The sequence below is a fragment of the Candidatus Thiothrix putei genome (genome assembly GCA_029972225.1).
Taxonomy (GTDB): domain Bacteria; phylum Pseudomonadota; class Gammaproteobacteria; order Thiotrichales; family Thiotrichaceae; genus Thiothrix; species Thiothrix putei.
Genome location: CP124756.1, coordinates 2,899,713 through 2,917,110, shown reverse-complemented (window position 1 = coordinate 2,917,110; position 17,398 = coordinate 2,899,713). Strand labels below are relative to the sequence as shown.

General features: G+C 50.9%; 15 protein-coding genes and 1 pseudogene. 10 read left to right on the top strand and 6 right to left on the bottom strand.

The genetic code is table 11. From position 1 onward, the window contains the following. Positions 1-38: 38 nt before the first annotated feature. The 3 genes from QJT81_14985 (at position 39) to QJT81_14975 (ending at position 1,927) form a co-directional block, all read left to right on the top strand. Entirely contained in the window at positions 39-743 is a 705-nt protein-coding gene (locus QJT81_14985; GenBank protein WGZ93114.1) for a Crp/Fnr family transcriptional regulator, read from the top strand. A gap of 3 nt (positions 744-746) precedes the next feature. Next, positions 747-1,466: an arginyltransferase gene (locus QJT81_14980; protein WGZ93113.1), complete on the top strand. Its 720-nt coding sequence runs from the start codon at positions 747-749 to the stop codon at positions 1,464-1,466. A gap of 71 nt (positions 1,467-1,537) precedes the next feature. Beyond that, on the top strand, positions 1,538-1,927 hold the full coding sequence (locus tag QJT81_14975; protein ID WGZ93112.1) for a hypothetical protein: 390 nt from the start codon (positions 1,538-1,540) through the stop codon (positions 1,925-1,927). Between the two features lie 70 nt (positions 1,928-1,997). Here the strand turns inward: QJT81_14975 and purH are convergent, their stop codons facing one another. After that, the gene (purH, locus tag QJT81_14970; GenBank protein ID WGZ93111.1) at positions 1,998-3,584 is read right to left on the bottom strand and encodes a bifunctional phosphoribosylaminoimidazolecarboxamide formyltransferase/IMP cyclohydrolase; all 1,587 of its coding nucleotides are present in this window, start codon (positions 3,582-3,584) and stop codon (positions 1,998-2,000) included. Between the two features lie 157 nt (positions 3,585-3,741). Between purH and QJT81_14965 the strand changes: the two genes are divergently transcribed. The 3 genes from QJT81_14965 (at position 3,742) to QJT81_14955 (ending at position 6,650) form a co-directional block, all read left to right on the top strand. Continuing rightward, positions 3,742-4,668: a phosphoribulokinase gene (locus QJT81_14965; GenBank protein WGZ93110.1), complete on the top strand. Its 927-nt coding sequence runs from the start codon at positions 3,742-3,744 to the stop codon at positions 4,666-4,668. Positions 4,669-4,674: 6 nt separating this feature from the next. Beyond that, positions 4,675-5,805 (top strand): acyltransferase, encoded by a 1,131-nt coding sequence (locus QJT81_14960; protein WGZ93109.1) that lies wholly within the window; start codon positions 4,675-4,677, stop codon positions 5,803-5,805. Positions 5,806-5,885: 80 nt separating this feature from the next. Next, positions 5,886-6,650 (top strand): SGNH hydrolase domain-containing protein, encoded by a 765-nt coding sequence (locus tag QJT81_14955; GenBank protein ID WGZ93108.1) that lies wholly within the window; start codon positions 5,886-5,888, stop codon positions 6,648-6,650. Here the strand turns inward: QJT81_14955 and QJT81_14950 are convergent. Beyond that, a complete protein-coding gene (locus tag QJT81_14950) occupies positions 6,627-10,046 on the bottom strand; it encodes a DEAD/DEAH box helicase (protein ID WGZ93107.1) in 3,420 nt (1,139 codons plus the stop codon). The two genes, QJT81_14955 and QJT81_14950, sit on opposite strands and share 24 nt — an antisense overlap. A 183-nt stretch (positions 10,047-10,229) precedes the next feature. On the opposite strand from QJT81_14950, the gene QJT81_14945 reads away from it, so the two are divergent. From QJT81_14945 to QJT81_14935, 3 genes are read left to right on the top strand one after another with little or no spacing between them, the layout of a single operon-like run. Beyond that, a complete protein-coding gene (locus tag QJT81_14945) occupies positions 10,230-10,907 on the top strand; it encodes a TIGR00153 family protein (GenBank protein ID WGZ93106.1) in 678 nt (225 codons plus the stop codon). Positions 10,908-10,916: 9 nt separating this feature from the next. Beyond that, positions 10,917-12,179 (top strand): inorganic phosphate transporter, encoded by a 1,263-nt coding sequence (locus QJT81_14940; GenBank protein WGZ93105.1) that lies wholly within the window; start codon positions 10,917-10,919, stop codon positions 12,177-12,179. Positions 12,180-12,213: 34 nt separating this feature from the next. After that, positions 12,214-13,179, top strand: coding sequence for an ABC transporter substrate-binding protein (locus QJT81_14935; GenBank protein WGZ93104.1), 966 nt, complete (start codon positions 12,214-12,216; stop codon positions 13,177-13,179). On the opposite strand, the pseudogene QJT81_14930 reads toward QJT81_14935, so the two are convergent. Then, positions 13,149-14,473, bottom strand: a pseudogene (locus QJT81_14930) (UPF0236 family protein). The gene QJT81_14935 and the pseudogene QJT81_14930 overlap by 31 nt on opposite strands. A gap of 103 nt (positions 14,474-14,576) precedes the next feature. On the opposite strand from QJT81_14930, the gene QJT81_14925 reads away from it, so the two are divergent. Further along, positions 14,577-16,370: an ATP-binding protein gene (locus QJT81_14925; protein WGZ93103.1), complete on the top strand. Its 1,794-nt coding sequence runs from the start codon at positions 14,577-14,579 to the stop codon at positions 16,368-16,370. A gap of 242 nt (positions 16,371-16,612) precedes the next feature. Here QJT81_14925 and QJT81_14920 read toward each other — a convergent pair whose 3' ends face one another. Genes QJT81_14920 through QJT81_14910 form a run of 3 tightly spaced genes read right to left on the bottom strand, consistent with a single transcriptional unit; the run spans position 16,613 to position 17,393 of the window. Further along, positions 16,613-16,750 carry a hypothetical protein gene (locus tag QJT81_14920; protein WGZ93102.1) on the bottom strand — a complete coding sequence of 46 codons (138 nt, stop codon included), beginning with the start codon at positions 16,748-16,750 and terminating at the stop codon, positions 16,613-16,615. After that, positions 16,747-16,974, bottom strand: a complete 228-nt coding sequence (locus QJT81_14915) for a toxin-antitoxin system HicB family antitoxin (protein ID WGZ93101.1) — start codon at positions 16,972-16,974, stop codon at positions 16,747-16,749. The genes QJT81_14920 and QJT81_14915 overlap by 4 nt, the downstream gene beginning before the upstream one ends. Further along, the gene (locus QJT81_14910) at positions 16,971-17,393 is read right to left on the bottom strand and encodes a putative toxin-antitoxin system toxin component, PIN family (protein ID WGZ93100.1); all 423 of its coding nucleotides are present in this window, start codon (positions 17,391-17,393) and stop codon (positions 16,971-16,973) included. The genes QJT81_14915 and QJT81_14910 overlap by 4 nt, the downstream gene beginning before the upstream one ends. Positions 17,394-17,398 lie beyond the last annotated feature (5 nt).

Below are 17,398 nucleotides of genomic sequence, written 5' to 3'. Positions count from 1 at the left end.
AGATACCGTTGCTTAAGCGGTGTAATTAAGGAGAGGGTATGTCAAACATCAAAGGCAGGGGACACTGCCAATCGTGCCAGATTCGGCATTTGAGTATTTTTGCTCAGTTGCCAATGAATCGGTTGATTGAAATACAGGCGTTTCAACCGTCTGTTGTCACCTATGCTGCCGATGAAACGATTTATCATCAGGGTGATAACTCCCTGAATGCTTTTACGTTGCGTAAAGGCTTGGTAAAACTGATTAAAACACTACCCAATGGGCGTACTCAGATTGTGCGTGTTTTGCGTACCGGTGATTTATTTGGTTTCGACGGTTTTGCTGGGGAGGCTTATAATCACACAGCTATCCCTCTCAATGAGATCGAAGTTTGCCGCTTGCCCTTAATGGATTTAGCCGAATTAAAAAAACAAAATCCTGAAATTGAAAACACCATGATGAAACGTTGGATTCAGCACCTACGTGAAGCTGAAGACATGATGTTGGAGTTAGGTGCGAAAAAAGCAGCCGAACGCTTGGCTTCCTTCTTGATTCGTTGGTGTGAAAACAGCAAGGGTGGTTGGGTGGCATTGTCACTGTCGCGTGCAGAAATCGGGGAGCTATTGGGATTGACGATTGAAACCGTCAGCCGCTTTCTGTCTGACTGGAAACGGCAGGGCTTTCTGAATGAACAACGCGGTAGCATCCAGCTAGAAAATGTCGAAGGCTTGCGTAAAGCGGCTTGTTCCAACGGGAGTTGCTAAGGCATGAATAGGATGTCAGCAGAAGCCAGTCTGAATCTGTATATCACTGCTGTACACCCTTGCCCTTATCTACCGGAACGTCAGGCCATGAATCTGCTGGTTGACCCCTGCTATAAAATGACCACTGAATTGTACGGACGTTTATTGGATAGTGGTTTCCGGCGTAGTGGTGGTGATGTTTATCGGCCCCATTGTCGGCATTGCAGTGCCTGTGTTTCTACACGTATTCCGGTGAATGATTTCAAACCCAGCCGTTCTCAGCGTCGTAATCTGAAGCGTAACCAAGATTTACAGGTCGTGATGAATCGTGGCGGTTTTAAGCGAGAATACGAGGCATTATATCGGCGTTACATTGAGCAGCGTCATAGTGGCGGGGGTATGGATACGGACAGCAGTGATACCTTTGCGGGGTTTTTGTTGGCACGTTGGTGCAATACGCTGTTAGTCGAGTTTTGGGGGCAAGAGCGCTTATTAGCCGTCGCGGCGGTTGATGAGTTGAAAAATGGCTTGTCTTCCGTGTATACCTTTTTTGACCCGCAAGAAGGTGAAGTGCGAGGTTTAGGTACGTTCGCCGTGTTATGGCAAATTGAATGGGCACGTCAACGCGGTTTGCCGTTTGTATATCCCGGTTATTGGATCGCTGAATCACAAAAGATGCGTTATAAAATTCATTTTCAGCCGATAGAAGGACTGCTCAATGGCGGTTGGTCTAGAGTTGTTTAATAATCAATCATGCCGTTCATCGTTGATTCATTGAGCTGTGTATATCATTCATGTTTTTTATGATAACTTGAATGCCATTGGTGGATGACGGAAATATAACGATGATTAAGACATTTACCCTGAGAGCCATTGACCATGACCAAGCAACGCCTGAAAGTGGTTTAATCGCATGGCATGTAATTGATGAAAATAACCGTAAAAGAATCGTAAAAGCAACGACTGAACTGAGTCGTCAAGGCTTTATTAAAACAGTTAAACCCCATCACGATCGTGAAATGCCATTGGTGGAATTGCTTTCTTATTATGTAGAAGGTGAAAGTTTCCGCATTGATTTTGGTATATTCAATGAAACCTTTGGCTATACACCGCGTGAAGTGTTTGCTGCTACTCAAGAACAATCGGAAAGTGCCAGTAATCGTATGAAAAAAGGCATTCGCCAGCTCTTTCACGTCCCCTTCTAATTTCTAATGCTTTCACTGCAAGTAAGGCAAGGGCGAAACATTTCTCGCCCTTGCTGCTAAGTCTATTCTATTAGTGCCTAAAGTGGCGCATCCCAGTAAAGACCATCGCCATGCCATGCTCATTCGCTGCCGCAATCACCTCTTCATCACGCATTGAACCGCCCGGTTGAATGACCGCTTTGATGCCCGCCGCTGCTGCGCTGTCGATACCATCGCGGAATGGGAAGAACGCATCCGATGCCATGACCGAACCCGGTACAACCAGCCCGGCATGTTCCGCTTTAATGCCTGCAATCCGTGCGGAATTGATGCGGCTCATCTGACCCGCACCCACGCCGATCGTCATATTGCCTTTCGCGTACACAATCGCGTTGGATTTAACGAATTTGGCAACCTTCCAAGCAAATTGCAGATCCAGTAATTCCGCTTCGGTCGGTTGGCGCGTCGACACGACTTTCAGCTCATCAAGTAATGCAAGGTCAGCCGTTTGCACCAGCAAGCCACCGTTGACACGTTTGAAGTCCAAGCGAGCAGCAACTTCAGAACCCCACTGATCGACGGTCAACAAGCGCACGTTTTTCTTGGCAGCAACCACGGCAACCGCTTCAGGGGAAACCCCCGGTGCGATAATGACTTCGACAAACTGACGCTCGACGATCACCTTGGCTGTTTCACCATCCAGTGGTTGGTTGAAGGCGATAATGCCACCAAAAGCAGATTCAGGGTCAGTGCTATAAGCGCGGTTGTACGCTTCCAGCAGGTTCGCACCGACCGCAACCCCACAAGGATTCGCGTGTTTGACGATGACGCAAGCCGGTGCACCGTCAAATTGCTTGACGCATTCCAATGCTGCATCGGTGTCAGCAATATTGTTGTAAGACAGTTCTTTGCCTTGAATCTGAGTGGTCGTGGCAATGCTGCCAGCCGGAGCGTTGTATTCGGCATAGAATGCACCTGCTTGATGGCTGTTTTCACCGTAACGGCAATCTTGTTTTTTGGCGACTTGCAGGCTGAAAGTGCGCGGGAAGGTGGCGGGTTGTGCGTGGCTGGCTTCACCGACCCGCGCACCGAAGTAGTTGGCAATCATGCCATCGTAACGTGCCGTGTGTTCAAAGGCTTTAATCGCAAGGTCGAAACGGGTTGCGGGGCTGATGCAGCCTGCACTGGCTTCCATTTCCGCCTGAATGCGGGCGTAATCGCCGGGTTCGGTCACGATGGTGACGTGTGCGTGGTTTTTGGCACTGGCACGTACCATGGTAGGGCCACCGATGTCGATGTTTTCGACCGCATCTTCAAAGGTACAGCCCAGTTTGGAAACAGTCGCTTCAAACGGGTAGAGATTAACCACGATCAGGTCGATGCGCCCGATATTGTGTTCGGTCATGATGGCATCATCGACACCGCGACGCCCTAAAATACCCCCGTGGATTTTGGGATGCAGGGTTTTAACACGCCCGTCCATCATTTCAGGGAAACCCGTGTGGTCAGAAACTTCGGTGACGGGTACGCCATTGTCTGCCAGCAATTTAGCAGTGCCCCCTGTGGACAACAGGTGTACGCCTTGACTGTGTAAGAAACGAGCAAATTCGAGCACGCCCGATTTGTCAGAAACGCTTAGCAGGGCGCGGGTGACGGGCAGATTGGAAGCGGTTGTCATCGTGTGTGAATCCTGGGGGCGAAAAACCCTGTATTCTATGCTGTGGGTTAGTTTGCTGCAATGAGGTGAAGTCACCACGCTCACTTTGGGTAGCTATCCCAACAGAATGGGGTGATGTTATGCTCTACGCCATAACGTTTTTTCAGGAGGAGGTTTCATGTCAGCAAAACACCCTATTGTTGCGATTACCGGTGCGATGGAATCCGGTTCTGTGTCTGTTATTCAAGCGTTAGAACGGATTTTTTACCGTGAACGGGTCAAGGCGGTTTATATCGATGGCAGCGCATTTCGCCGTTATGACCGCGTTGCCATGCGAGAGGAAGTGTGTAAAGCGAAGGAGGCAGGGCGAGTGTTAGGGCATTTCGGCCCCGAAGGTAATCATCTGGAAAAGCTGGAAAGTTTATTTTTCGAGTATGCTGCGGTGGGTAAAGGTTCATACCGTCACTATTTGCACACACCGGGGCAAGCGGCTAAGTACGGACAAGACGTTGGTACGTTTACGCCTTGGGAACCGATGGATCCTGACAGTGATTTGTTATTGTATCGTGGGTTACACGGTGCAGCGGTAGCAGATGACATTGACATTTCCCAATACCCTGATTTGTCGATTGGTATTGCACCGAATGCAAATTTGGAATGGATGGCTAAAATTCAGCATGAAGTTAAGAACCGGGGAGTGGCGTTGGAAGAAGCTAAAACGGGGTTGCTGAAGCGTTTGCATGATTATGTGCATCACATCACCCCGCAATTCATGCGTACCCACATCAATTTCCAATTGATTCCATTGGTGGATACCTCTGACCCCTTTGGCGCAGAGGTGTTGCCGACCCCTGATGAATGCTATTTGGTGATCCGTTTCTCCCCTAAGTTTTTACCGGATTTCCCGCCATTATTGTCTGATATTCCGGGTGCTTTTATGTCACGGCGTAACACCTTGGTTGTACCGAGCAGCAAGATGTTAATGGCGATTGAATTGGTGTTAATGCCGATTATTCATGACCTGATCGACACCAGTCGCCAGTTGCGTGGCATTACGGATGTGCCGGAAGATCGTGGTGCAGGTGTGTTGGGTTTGGTGGAATAACGCAACGTGATTTACAGACGCGAAATTGACGGGCTGCGTGCTTTGGCGGTACTGCCCGTTATCCTGTTCCATGCCGGATTTTCTACCTTTAGTGGTGGTTTTGTCGGAGTTGATGTCTTTTTTGTCATCAGTGGTTTTTTGATTACCTCGATTATTGCGGAAGAACTGGCAGTGGGAAAATTCACGCTTGCCGGTTTTTATGAACGTCGTGCGCGGCGTATTTTGCCTGCTCTGTTTTTTGTGTTATTCGCCTGTTTGCCGTTTGCTTGGTGGCTGTTGTTGCCTGCTGAATTGGTGGATTTTGGTAAGAGTGTGATGGCGGTGGCAGTGTTTGCTTCCAATGTATTATTTTGGTTGCAAACCGATTATTTTGCGGCGACAGCGGAACAAATACCGTTGCTGCATACGTGGAGCCTCGCCGTCGAAGAGCAGTATTACCTCGTGTTTCCGCTAATCATGGTACTGGCATGGGGCTTGGGGAAACGTTGGCTGGTGGCGGTGTTGGCTTTGGTGGCGCTATTGAGTTTAGCTTGGTCGGAATGGTTATGGCGTAGCGCGGTGGAAGCCAATTTCTACCTGATTCCCAGCCGTGCGTGGGAATTGATGGTGGGGGCTTTGGCGGCGTTTTACCTTCAGATCAAGGCGTTGGTAACAAACGGTATCATGGCGCAAATAGCCAGTGTATCCGGGCTTGTGCTACTGGGTTACGCGGTATTTTTCTTTGATGAGGGGATGCCGTTTCCGAGTGTGTATGCGCTGGTGCCGACCTTAGGGGCGGTGTTGCTGATCGTGTTTGCAACGCCTGCAACGTGGGTCGGTCAGTTGTTGGCGACCCGCCCCTTGGTGTGGGTTGGGCTGATTTCCTATAGTGCATATTTATGGCATCAGCCGGTGTTCGTGTTTGCGCGTTTACAAGCACTGGAAGAACCCAGTGTCGGCTTAATGGCAGGTTTGTGCGTTATCACGTTGGGATTGGCGTGGTTTAGTTGGCGTTTTGTGGAACAGCCATTCCGTGATCGGCATCGTTTTACCCGTACTCAGATTTTTAGCGGGGCTGTCATCGGTAGTGCGCTATTCATAGCGCTTGGCGCTGGCTTAGTGTGGACAGAAGGTTTGGCCAGCCGTTTTGCAGATTAAGCGATCAGTTAATGTTTAAGGGTAAGGGGAATATCATGCGCTTGTGGTGCACTTCACTGATATTGACAGGGTTGTTAAACATGGCATTGCCAGTGGCTGCTGACAGTCGCGAAGCTTTGCTGCAAGCGGCTGACACCAACGTCAGCGGTGAATATACCCGCCAGCGTTTTCTAGCGGTGCAAAAAACACCCTTTGATCTGAGCGATTCCCGTAAAAAAGCGCTGATTATCGGAGATAGCCATGCACAGGACTTTTTCAATGGGGTGCTGGAAAATGGTTATTTGTCGAAGTATCAGCTTCGTACTCGCTACATTCCGACCCGTTGCCAACTGTTTTGGGGGGATGAGGGCGCTGCATTCATCCAGCCGAAAGACGTGGCTTTGTGCGCTGAATCCGATAGTCTTGCACAAGCCGCTGCCCAAATTGCTGAGGCTGATGTAATAATTTTAGTGGCGCGTTGGCAAGAGTGGGCGGCAAAACTGTTGCCTGCCACGCTTCAGAACCTGAAGCTGCGCCCTGATCAGCAATTGGTGGTCGTGGGTGCAAAAGATTTTGGTAAAGTGTCGGTGAGAAATTATTTGAAGTTATCTGATACGGAATTACGTGAGTTGCGTAATAAGGTTGATCCTAAGCCTCTGGCAGCGAATCAGTTATTACGTGCGAGTTTGGGGGATGCGGTGTTTATTGATCAACAACGTTTGATTTGCGGAGAAGGGGAAACGTGCCGCTTGTTCACCGATGAGTTGGAGCTGATGTCGTATGATGGCGGGCATTTGACTCCCGCCGGAGCCAAATACGTCGGTAAAGTGTTGTTTAGCAGTTCACTGCTCCAAGGGCTTCAATAAATCCATCAAATCCTCGGAGCTGAAGCGCACCCCTTCTTGTGCGCCAGTTTCTGAATACAAGCCATTGGCGAGCATCTGCTTTTTTTCCTGCAACTTCAGGATTTTTTCCTCTACCGTGTCTTCGGTGATGAGTTTGTAGACGAAGACGGGTTTGTCTTGCCCGATACGGTAAGCGCGATCCGTGGCTTGTTGTTCGACGGCTGGATTCCACCAAGGGTCGTAGTGAATCACGGTATCGGCAGCGGTGAGGTTCAACCCCGTGCCGCCTGCTTTGAGGCTAATCAGGAAAACTTGCGCGTCACCTTCTTGAAAGTGCGCAATGGCTTCATCACGGTTTTTGGTTTGCCCGGTCAATTTGGTGTAGGTGATGTTGGCAGTGAACAACTCTTGTTCGATCAACGCCAACATTGAGGTGAATTGTGAGAACAGCAGTACTTTGCGGCCTTCTTCTAACATTTCCGGCAAGAGTGTCATTAACAACTCAAGCTTGGCAGATTGTTCAACTTTTTTTGCTTTATCGAGTTTGACCAAGCGCGGGTCGCAACACACTTGGCGCAGTTTCAGTAAAGCATCAAGGATCATGATATGGCTGCGGGCAAAACCATTTTTACTGATTTCCTCCTGTAATTTGGTATCCATCGCCAAGCGCACAGTTTCATAGAGGTCGCGTTGTTTGCCGTCTAAGGCAACGCTACGAATGATCTCGGTTTTAAGGGGTAATTCGCTGGCAACCAGTTCTTTGGTACGGCGTAGCATGAAAGGCAGCACGCGGTGGCGCAATTGCTGTTGCCTGCCGACATCCCCCTGTTTTTCAATTGGGGTGCGGAACAGGCGGGTGAATTTGTCGTGCGTGCCTAAAAAACCGGGCATCAGGAAATGGTACATCGACCACAGTTCCCCAAGGTGATTCTCCAGCGGTGTGCCTGTCAGGCACAGACGGTGGTGTGCTTTGAGTGTGTAAATCACTTGGGTGGTGCGGGATGCAGCATTCTTAATGGCTTGCGCCTCATCCAAAATCAGGTAGTGGAAGGTGTGGCGCAGGTATTGCTCTTCATCGCGCACAATCAAGGGGTAAGTGGTGAGGATGAGGTCATAGTGGTTGAGATGCTCGAAATGTTTATGGCGATCATTGCCGTGAATCACTTGTACCCGTAAATCCGGGGTGAAACGCGCTGCTTCACGCCGCCAGTTACCCATCAAGCTGGTGGGGGCAATGACGAGTGCCGGTTGCTCCAAGCGTCCCGCTTGCTTTTCCAGCAGTACATGCGTGAGGGTTTGCAAGGTTTTGCCTAAGCCCATATCGTCCGCGAGAATGCCGTTAAACTGGTATTCGCGCAGAAACTGCAACCAGTTTAAGCCTTCGTGTTGATAGTGGCGTAAGTCTGCCTGCAAACTGTCGGGCAATTCCACCGTTTGGATACCTTGGAAATCGCGTAGTTTTTGGGTTAATAGTAGCAGTTCTTCCGCGCCTTTCCATTTCATGCCGGGCGCATTGAGCAATGCGCCAAGGCTGGTGCCTTGGTATTTGCTGAACTCTAGGTTGCCATCCGCATTGAGGGGCTGGTGGTCGTACAGTTCGACCAGTGTTTCCAGAATCCCCGCGAGGCGTTGTGATTCGAGTTTTGCCCAGCGATTGCCGGACAGTGGCACGAATACGTAAGGCTGGCGTTCCAATAGCTCACGTAAGGCTTGCGGGCTTTCCATTTGCCCCAGCATGTCGACCAAAATCGGTAACAGGTTGATACGTTGGCCTTCTACCTCAAAGCCTAGGCTGATTTCAAACCAGTCATTGCCGTTGGCACTTGCTTCCCATGCTGCATCCAAATCCCCCACGATGTCGAAATGCAGGTCAAAGTTGGCGTCCAGCGTCACATTCCAGCCATCTTGGCGCAGTGCGTCGACACCGTGATCCAGAAAGTCATTCCAGCGTAATGCGGTCAGTGCCGGGGTGTCGGGGTGCATCAAGAGTTCGAGACGGTGTAAATCTGCAAAGCGGTTGCTGGCACTTTCAAAGCCATAATCGGCTAAGGTATCCAAGGCTTGTTGTTCGGCGGATAAGTCGCGGTGGATGCGGTAGCGTTGCTTGCCTTCTTTGAGCAAGGTGCTGGGTTTGTGCTGTTGGGGTTGCAACAGTTTGCCCGCGTAGTTGAAGCGCAAGCTGGCAATATGCGTGTTCAGACCGGTTTCGGGCAACGTGGTACTGCGTAGGTAAAGGTCGGGAATAGGGGGGGCGTATTGGTCTTCGATGGGGTGGTTAACGTTGGGGGAAGGGGCGGGAATGTCAGCATCCGGTAACACATCCAGCAGGCGCTCGCTGACACTATCGACTTGTGCAGCAGGGATAGGCGGTGCATTGAGGAATTTCTCTACCTGCTGTGGGTTAAGGTCAGGGTGTTGCAGCAAACCGCAGGTGAGTGTGGCAGTGTCGATGTACCACAGTTTAGCATTGAGCCAGAAATGCTGGGCAATAGGGGGAGTGGTGTGCATGTCGACGGTGAATTCGTGCTGGTCATTCTGTTGCCAGGTGAATTGTAAGTGTCGTGGGCTGCCAAGATGCAGCGGTTGTGCCTCGCGTTGCCAGGTGTCTACGGTAGCCCAAAATGCTCGTCCGGTTTTGAGGACTTCTAAAAGTGCCTGTTCACCGGTTTTGCCGCTGAGATTGCCTTTATTCCAGTGATGTAAAAAGCGCATTCCGGGCATGGCAAGTAATTGGGCAATCATTAGGTCATGGGGTTCGTAACTGAAATTACGCGCCCGGTACGGGGTGAGTAGGGCTTCAAGCTGGACATGGGCGGGTTTGCCATACCCGCCTTTTTTCAACAGATTGGCTTTGTATAGGCTCAGTGTGGGGTGATCGTAGGTATCCGTATCCAGAAAATACAGCAAGTGGGCGTTGGATAATTCTGTTTCACCTTCAAACAATGAGGATTCCACAGGCTTGTGGACATTGCTGAGTGCCTGTAACCACAAATCGACAGGGGAACGGGTTGTATTTTTAGCTGTCGGCATGGTGGCTGCCATAAAAGCAGGCACGGTTTTACGCTGGGGTTCTCTGACCTTTTGCTTACGGGCATGTTCGAGGTATTCAAACAAAGCAGCCACGGCATGTTTGCACGCCATGGTAACGGCACAGGTGCAGACACCGGTAATCCAGCGCGGGGAGTGTTCGTTGTAATTAACGACAGTAACATAGGGTGCTTGACCGCTACCTTGAACCTTTGCAGTGATCGACACATTGCCGTTACCACTTTTTTCGGCCCGGAAACTGCTGACTTTACCGCTATCGTAATACTCGATGCCGCGTTCTAGGGTCACGGTGTCGAAGACATTAAATAAGACTGATTGGGGAAGATTATTGTCAGCAAGCAGGTCGAGATGTTTGGTTTTTAAGTGCATTTCGTTTATTTATCTACCAGACTGAATTTTTAGTCGGATGACATTGTGCAATGATGTGTGGGGTTTGTCACGGCAAGAGTGGCTACGTACCAAAAGATTGTGTCAACTTGATGATTTGCCTTTGACTTGATTCACGGCATGTTCATACTATCCGAGTTTTTTAGCTTCGAGAAGGTAAGTGCCATGCCTAAAAACCATATCGCAGGCTTGTTTGGCAAATCGCCGATACGCCCACTCCAGGAACACATGTATTGTGTTTACAAGGGGATCAAGCACCTAAACATGTTGGTCGAGGGAATGAATAGCGACGATGAGCAGCAAATTACCGCTGCGCATCAAGCTATCGTGGAAAGCGAACACCTCGCCGACGACATGAAAAAAGATTTACGCCATAACTTGCCTCGCGGCTTTTTCATGCCGGTAGACCGTCGTGATTTGCTGGACGTGTTGTGGATGCAAGACCAAATCATCAACCAAGCCAAAGACATTGCAGGCATGGTGGTAGGACGCAAAATGCGTCTGCCGGAAAACATGCAGGAGCTGTTTTTGCAATACACCCAGCGTTGTGTTGCTTCGGTCAAACAGGCGCTGGAAGTCATTAATGAGCTGGATGAATTAGTGGAAACCGGCTTTAGAGGCTTGGAAGTCGAACGTGTTGAGGAAATGCTCAAAGAACTCAGCCGGATTGAGCGCCAAACCGATGAATGCCAAGTGGAACTGCGCAAAATCCTGTTTACCTTGGAGGACAGCTTGCGCCCCACCGATGTGATGTTTACCTACCGCTTGATTGAGTGGATGGGGCGTGTCGCTGATGATGCCCAGCGTGTGGGCAGCCGTTTACAACTGATGCTGGCACGTTAAGGGGATCTCATGGAATTTTTTAGCGATACGACGACGATTTATATCGCCCTCGCGGCTATTTTTGGTCTGTTTATGGCGTGGGGCATTGGTGCGAATGACGTTGCGAATGCGATGGCAACGTCGGTGGGTTCTAAAGCCATCACCATTAAGCAGGCATTGATCCTTGCCGCGATTTTTGAATTTGCGGGGGCATACCTTGCCGGTGGGCAAGTGACAGAAACCATCCGTAAAGGCTTGGTGGATATGGATGCCTTCAGTGCCAACCCGGCGTTGTTGGTGTGGGGAATGTTGGCGTCGTTGTTGGCGGCGGGAACGTGGTTGCTGATTGCCTCCATGCGCGGTTGGCCGGTTTCGACTACGCACAGTATCGTCGGTGCGGTGGTCGGTTTTGCTGCTGTGGGCGTGGGTACGGATGCGGTTAACTGGGATACGGTGGGTACAACGGCTACCAGTTGGGTCTTCTCGCCAGTGATTGCGGGCGTGGTTGCCTTTTTGATTTTCATGAGTATCCAGAAATTGGTGATGGATACCAAAACGCCGTTGCAAAATGCGATTAAATACGGCCCATTTTACCTGTTTATGGTGGGTTTCGTGTTGTCGTTGCTGACCATTAAGAAGGGTTTAAAGCACGTCGGCTTGCATTTGGATGATGGCATGGATTTGTTATTGTCAGTGGTGATCGGGGTGATGATTGCGCTGGTTGGGCGTTTCTTGATTAGTCGCGTGAAATTCGACCAACAGGCGGAAAAGCGTTTCCATTATACCAATGTGGAAAAAATCTTTGCGGTATTGATGGTGTTTACCGCTTCGGCAATGGCATTTGCGCACGGCTCAAACGACGTAGCCAACGCAGTAGGGCCAATGGCGGCGGTGATTGATGTGGCACAAAGTGGTGCAATGGCAGCCAAAGCGAATGTGCCGCCGTGGGTATTGCTGATGGGCGCTATCGGTATCGTGGTGGGTTTGGCGACTTACGGTTACAAAGTCATTGCTACCGTAGGGCATGATATTACGGAATTGACACCCAGCCGGGGATTTTCGGCAGAAATTTCCACGGCAATGACGGTCGTTATGGCGTCTTACACGGGGATTCCGGTATCGACCACGCATACTTTGGTGGGCGCAATTTTGGGCGTAGGCTTTGCGCGTGGCATTGCGGCGATTGATTTGCGCGTAGTTGGCGGTATCTTTATGTCGTGGGTCGTCACGTTGCCTGCGGGTGCGTTACTATCGGTGATGTTCTTCTATTTATTGCGCGGTATATTTGTCTAAGCACATTTCATCGTTCAAGCAAGCAAACCCAGCCGTGTTGCGCTGGGTTTTGCTGGTCTGCCTCTGTGTATTATTTCCCCCGCCTGTAGGTGCTTCCGCACCGCCGTTAGAATCCGTGACCGTGCAATTGAAGTGGCGACCGCAGTTCCAGTTTGCGGGGTATTACGCTGCGCTGGAATACGGCTTTTTCCGTGAGGAAGGGCTGGATGTCACCTTATTGCCGGGTGGTTCGGACATTGCGCCACTGACTGAGGTGTTGGAAGGTCGTGCGGACTACGCGATTGAAGCGGGGGAATTGGTGTACTACCGTTTGCAAGGCAAGCCGGTGGTGGCGTTGGCGAGTATTTTCCAGCATTCGCCCGCGATGTTAATGACCGAGGGTAAAGCAGGTTTACGCACCCCACACGATTTAGCCCACAAACGCATTGGAATGCAGGTCGGTGGGCAGCCGATGGTGGAAATCGCCGCGATGTTTGTTAACGAGGGCGTGACGTTGGATGCCTTGGCGTTGCAACCGAATCGACCGGGCATGACGGCGTTGCTGTCGGGGCAGGTGGATGCGGAATACGGTTACATGACCAGTGAGCCGTTCTTTAATACGCAGGCGGGGCGCGACATCCACTACATCCAGCCGGTCAATTACGGGGTGGATTTTTACGGCGATACGCTGTTTACCAGCGAACGGCACTTGCAGGAACACCCTGCGCAAGTGGCAGCGTTACGCCGTGCGGTGGTGCGCGGTTGGCAATACGCGCTGGAAAACCCCGATGACATGATCAACGTCTTGCTGAAACGTTACCCGCAATTGAACCGTGAGGCGTTGCAGTTTGAGGCGGCGCGTATCCACGATTTGGTGAAGCCGGATATTGTTAAAATCGGTCACATGAATTCAGAACGCTGGCGGCGCATGGCGGATACCTTCGTCAAGTTGGGCATGGTCAACGGGTGTGAACAAAAGTGCGGTAAACCTCATGCCGCCTCAGCGGTGTTTCGCCAATAATGCTTCCATTGCTGGTTTCCCCGCATGACCCTCAACGCCAACATATCCGCCGCATTATCACTTTTCCACCATGCCCCCGATTTTTTTAAGCGTTGCTGGATGATGTAACGGTGTGCACTTTCTATTTCGCCCGACCCCACGGGCAATCCGAGGGATTTTGCTGTCGGGTAATCCAGTTGCTCAATGCGGTTGCTCAGGTAACGGTGACAAGCTCGTACTGGGGCGTTACTGTCTTCTACCGTTTCTGCTTCGAGGAAAGGTTTCAGTGTGTCGATGACCGCTTGAGCTTGACCATCCTGTAGGGCTTTTTTCTGTTTGGCAAACCATTTATCCTTGTCCTTGAGGCATGAACAGCTTGCGGATGCTGCTGATAGGTATTCACAAACATGATAAAAATCAATCAGGTAATGTCCTTGTGTGCCAAATTGTTCATCCACTTGACGGTTGATCCAGCTTGCCCCATCACCCACCGCATGGAGGAACGTGCTTTTTCCAAATCCAGCACGGCAGGCGGTGTCGAATAAGATTTTTCCAGCATCTTCTACCGTGCCACCGAATATTGCGCCAAACGTTGGCGTAGCACTGCCTTTGGCGTGGGCAAGACACAGGCGGGCTTCTTTCCAGCTTTCCTTTTTGCCTTTGCGCTTGTCGGGGGCTGTTTCGTCAATCTCGACGATGGGGATCATGCTGCCGTCCATTTCGGCAATGACATAGGCTTTTCCCAACGTGCTTGGATAGTCTTTTATCAACACTTGGGATTCATGGATGCGTTTGGCGTGACCTTCGGTGATGTGTCGGATGCTGCTGGATGCCAGCCGTATCCCGTAATGTTCTTCTAATTTATCAGGCACTTGAGCAAATGAACAGTCCGCCCCAAAGTCCGTCACCGCCCGTTGCAGCGGGAGCGAACAGCCTCGGCAAACAACCTCGGCACTCTGGCTAAAGGGGCGGACACGCTTGCCGGGAATCCGGTAGACCGGTTCGCTTATGTGGATTTTTCCGTAGGTCGTGTGCCAATGACAGTTTTTTTTCCACTCTTTACATACTTCCCAATGCCTTCTTCACAGGCTGGGGCTGTGCATTTTTCTACACGTTTGTTTGCCCATGCAGTGATCGCATCATTTCCCATTTGGCGCAGTTCTTCTATCACCCGCTGTTCGGCGTCTGCTGCTTTGATAATGTCATCACCGGCATTTTCAACCACCTCGATTAGCCCTTCCATCCGAGCTTTTAATGCGGGGTTGCGGTTCAAGGCTTCTAAAAGTTTTTGGTCGCGGGAGCTAACTGTCAACATGGGAAAGTCCTTTTTCTCTGGTTTTAGGGGATGCCATCTTAGTCTACAGGACACCGCACTTTTGTTCACACCCTGCCATCTTAGTCTACAGGACACCGCACTTTTGTTCACACCCATGGTCAACGACACCAGCAAGCTGGATGGCTTTTTATATGATCCCGACCAGAAACCTGATTACCGCTGGGTGTGGTGGGTACTCGGCGGGTTTGGCGTGGTGGCGCTGTTGGGTTTTGTCGGCAGTGGAGTGGTGGCGTGGGTTAATGGGCGTTTGCAGGAAAAAAATACCTTATTGCAACAATCGGTCAACGCCCAGCAAGCCAGTGAGCAGTTGTTGCAGGAAAGCCAGCGTTCCTTGCAGAGTTTGATCGGCAATTTACCGGGGATGGCTTACCGTTGCCATAACGATGCCGATTGGACGATGGAATTTGTTAGTGAAGGCTGCGAAGCCCTGACGGGGTATCCCGCTGAATGGCTGATTGCGTCGCAGCGGTTGACGTGGGCGAGCTTGATTCATCCCGATGATCGTGCTGAGGTGGCGGCGACGGTGGTTAAAGCCAGCACTGCGCGGCATCCGTTCCAGTTGAGTTATCGGATACAGCACCGTTCGGGTGAATGGTGTTGGATGTGGGAGCAGGGGCATTGCGTGACTTACGATGCAGCGGGTGAACCGCTGATGTTGGAAGGCTTGATTATGGACATTACCCCACAGGTGGATGTTCAGCAGAAATTGCAGCAAGCCAAGGAACAAGCGGATGCGGCGACTCGCGCCAAATCCATTTTCCTCGCGAATATCAGTCATGAAATCCGCACGCCGTTGAATGCAGTCACGGGTTTGGCGCAATTGCTGCAACAGGAAAGTTTGCAGGGTAAACAGCGGGATTACGCGGAAAAACTGCATAGCTCCTCACGCTTATTGCTGGGAATTGTGGAAGATGTAATGGATTTTTCCTGCATCGAAGCGGGGGAGGTAGTGTTGCGCCCTGTGCCGTTCAATGTACGGGGAATTCTGCAAAGTGTTCAGCACATTGTGCAAGAACCTATTGCGAGCAAGGGTTTGGCGTTTTGTTTGGAAGTGCAGGACGACATTCCGGGGGTGCTGGTGGGCGACCCGTTGCGCTTGAGCCAAGTGCTGAATAATTTGCTGATCAATGCGGTTAAATTTACCAATAAGGGCAGCGTTTCCCTGCATGTGAGTTTGCAAGCGCACACGACGGCTAACGTTCGGTTGCAATTCAGTGTGCGCGATACGGGGATCGGGATTCCGGCGAATCAGCGCGAGAGTTTGTTTGAACCCTTCGTGCGGATTGATTCGGGCGAACATGAAGCAGTGAAAGGCGCGGGTTTGGGTTTATCCATTAGCCGCCAGTTGGTGGAGTTGATGGGCGGTGCGATTAGCGTGGAAAGCATTCCCGGCGTGGGGAGCGAGTTTACGTTCTGTGCGGATTTTGGGGGTGAAGCCACGTCTACGCTGTTGCCCGATGCGCCACCAACGCCCGCCGCTGATGACGCGCAGGCGTTGCTGACGGGGGCACGGATTTTGGTGGTGGATGATGATGCGTTGAGCCTGATGATCAGCATTGAGCTGTTGCGAATTTTCGGTTGCATCACCGAGCAAGCGGAAAATGCCACGCAAGTGCGGGCAGCATTGATGGCGAATACCTTCGATCTGGTGTTGATGGATATTGAGATGCCGGGGATGACGGGCGATGCCTTGACCCGTGAATTGCGTACCGATCCGCGTTGGCAAACGTTGCCGATTATTGCAATGAGTGCTCATGCTTCGACCACAATTCGCGAACATTGCCTCGCCAGTGGAATGAGCGATTATCTGGCGAAACCGTTTGATGTGGCGCAATTGCGGGCGGTGTTGCTGCTGTGGTTGGCGGAGAAAACATAATTGTTCAGTTCCACTCTGCCGTCTTGAAGAAACCCCTCCCCAGCCCTCCTCTTATCAGGGAAGGGGGCAAGAAAGAGGCTGCACCTTCTTGTTCCTCCCCTGATAAGGGGAGGTTAGGAGGGATTTCTTTCTTGGGGATCTAACTATCAGGATTGCTCATAACAGGCTGGTTTCGCGCTGTAGGTCATCGCTGGAGTTTTCCAGTAACACTGCACCTGCGTCCCAATCGGCACGCGGGATGCCTAGCCGGAACTGATACGGCCTTCCTTACACAAGCTGATGGCAGCTTGGCGTTTCAAATAGTCGGCGAAGCCTTCTGCATTCAGGTGTAAGCTGATGAGCAGCTCAGGCGGGCAATTGATTTCTACGGTCTGTTTCATGATCCTGTCTCCCCCATTGCCTTCCGCAATAGCTCAATCCCGCGTTCGGTTTTGCCACGCCCACGTTCTGCCCTTGCCCTGAAGCGGGTTTCAGCGTCGAAACTTGCCAGCAGTAGGGTTGTCATTTCGTTCATGAGTTGGTTGACGCTCATGCCGCGTTGCTTTGCCAACACGCTCAGGCGTTGGTGTTTGTCATCGGGTAGGCGTAAGGTGATGGCTGTCATGAGAATACCTCCGCAAAAAACTGTTCGGGTGGACGGATATGAAGCTCAGGGAATTTTAACTCCATCTGTTTGAAATCACGTAGATTATAAGTAATGAGATAGCGAGCATTACCAGCAACAGCCAATTCAATCAGATGATTATCGCCTTCATCACGCAGGTTAGGTCGCCACGCATAATAAATCGGTGTCCATTGGCAGTAGCTGAGAAAAATATCCAACAATTCCTCGCGTTCCTGCTGGTTCAGGCGCGACTTGGTGAACAAATCATCCCGACTCAATATATCTTCATATTCAGCCAGCAAAGCAACACCCATCAATGGCGTGAACAGCCCCTGCAAGCAATTCACCACCAGCTTGTTTGCCGCCCCTTGACCGAGACAAGCACCAAGGAAAATGTTGGTATCCAATACTATGTTCATTTCAA

What these genes read in the sequence shown, in the direction of transcription:
- QJT81_14975 (WGZ93112.1), top strand. Translation starts at nt 1,538, where the DNA reads ATGCCATTGGTGGATGACGGAAATATAACGATGATTAAGACATTTACC.
- purH (WGZ93111.1), bottom strand. Translation starts at nt 3,584, where the DNA reads ATGACAACCGCTTCCAATCTGCCCGTCACCCGCGCCCTGCTAAGCGTT.
- QJT81_14940 (WGZ93105.1), top strand. Translation starts at nt 10,917, where the DNA reads ATGGAATTTTTTAGCGATACGACGACGATTTATATCGCCCTCGCGGCT.
- QJT81_14915 (WGZ93101.1), bottom strand. Translation starts at nt 16,974, where the DNA reads ATGACAGCCATCACCTTACGCCTACCCGATGACAAACACCAACGCCTG.
- QJT81_14965 (WGZ93110.1), top strand. Translation starts at nt 3,742, where the DNA reads ATGTCAGCAAAACACCCTATTGTTGCGATTACCGGTGCGATGGAATCC.
- QJT81_14920 (WGZ93102.1), bottom strand. Translation starts at nt 16,750, where the DNA reads ATGAAACAGACCGTAGAAATCAATTGCCCGCCTGAGCTGCTCATCAGC.
- QJT81_14950 (WGZ93107.1), bottom strand. Translation starts at nt 10,046, where the DNA reads ATGCACTTAAAAACCAAACATCTCGACCTGCTTGCTGACAATAATCTT.
- QJT81_14955 (WGZ93108.1), top strand. Translation starts at nt 5,886, where the DNA reads ATGGCATTGCCAGTGGCTGCTGACAGTCGCGAAGCTTTGCTGCAAGCG.
- QJT81_14980 (WGZ93113.1), top strand. Translation starts at nt 747, where the DNA reads ATGAATAGGATGTCAGCAGAAGCCAGTCTGAATCTGTATATCACTGCT.
- QJT81_14985 (WGZ93114.1), top strand. Translation starts at nt 39, where the DNA reads ATGTCAAACATCAAAGGCAGGGGACACTGCCAATCGTGCCAGATTCGG.
- QJT81_14945 (WGZ93106.1), top strand. Translation starts at nt 10,230, where the DNA reads ATGCCTAAAAACCATATCGCAGGCTTGTTTGGCAAATCGCCGATACGC.
- QJT81_14910 (WGZ93100.1), bottom strand. Translation starts at nt 17,393, where the DNA reads ATGAACATAGTATTGGATACCAACATTTTCCTTGGTGCTTGTCTCGGT.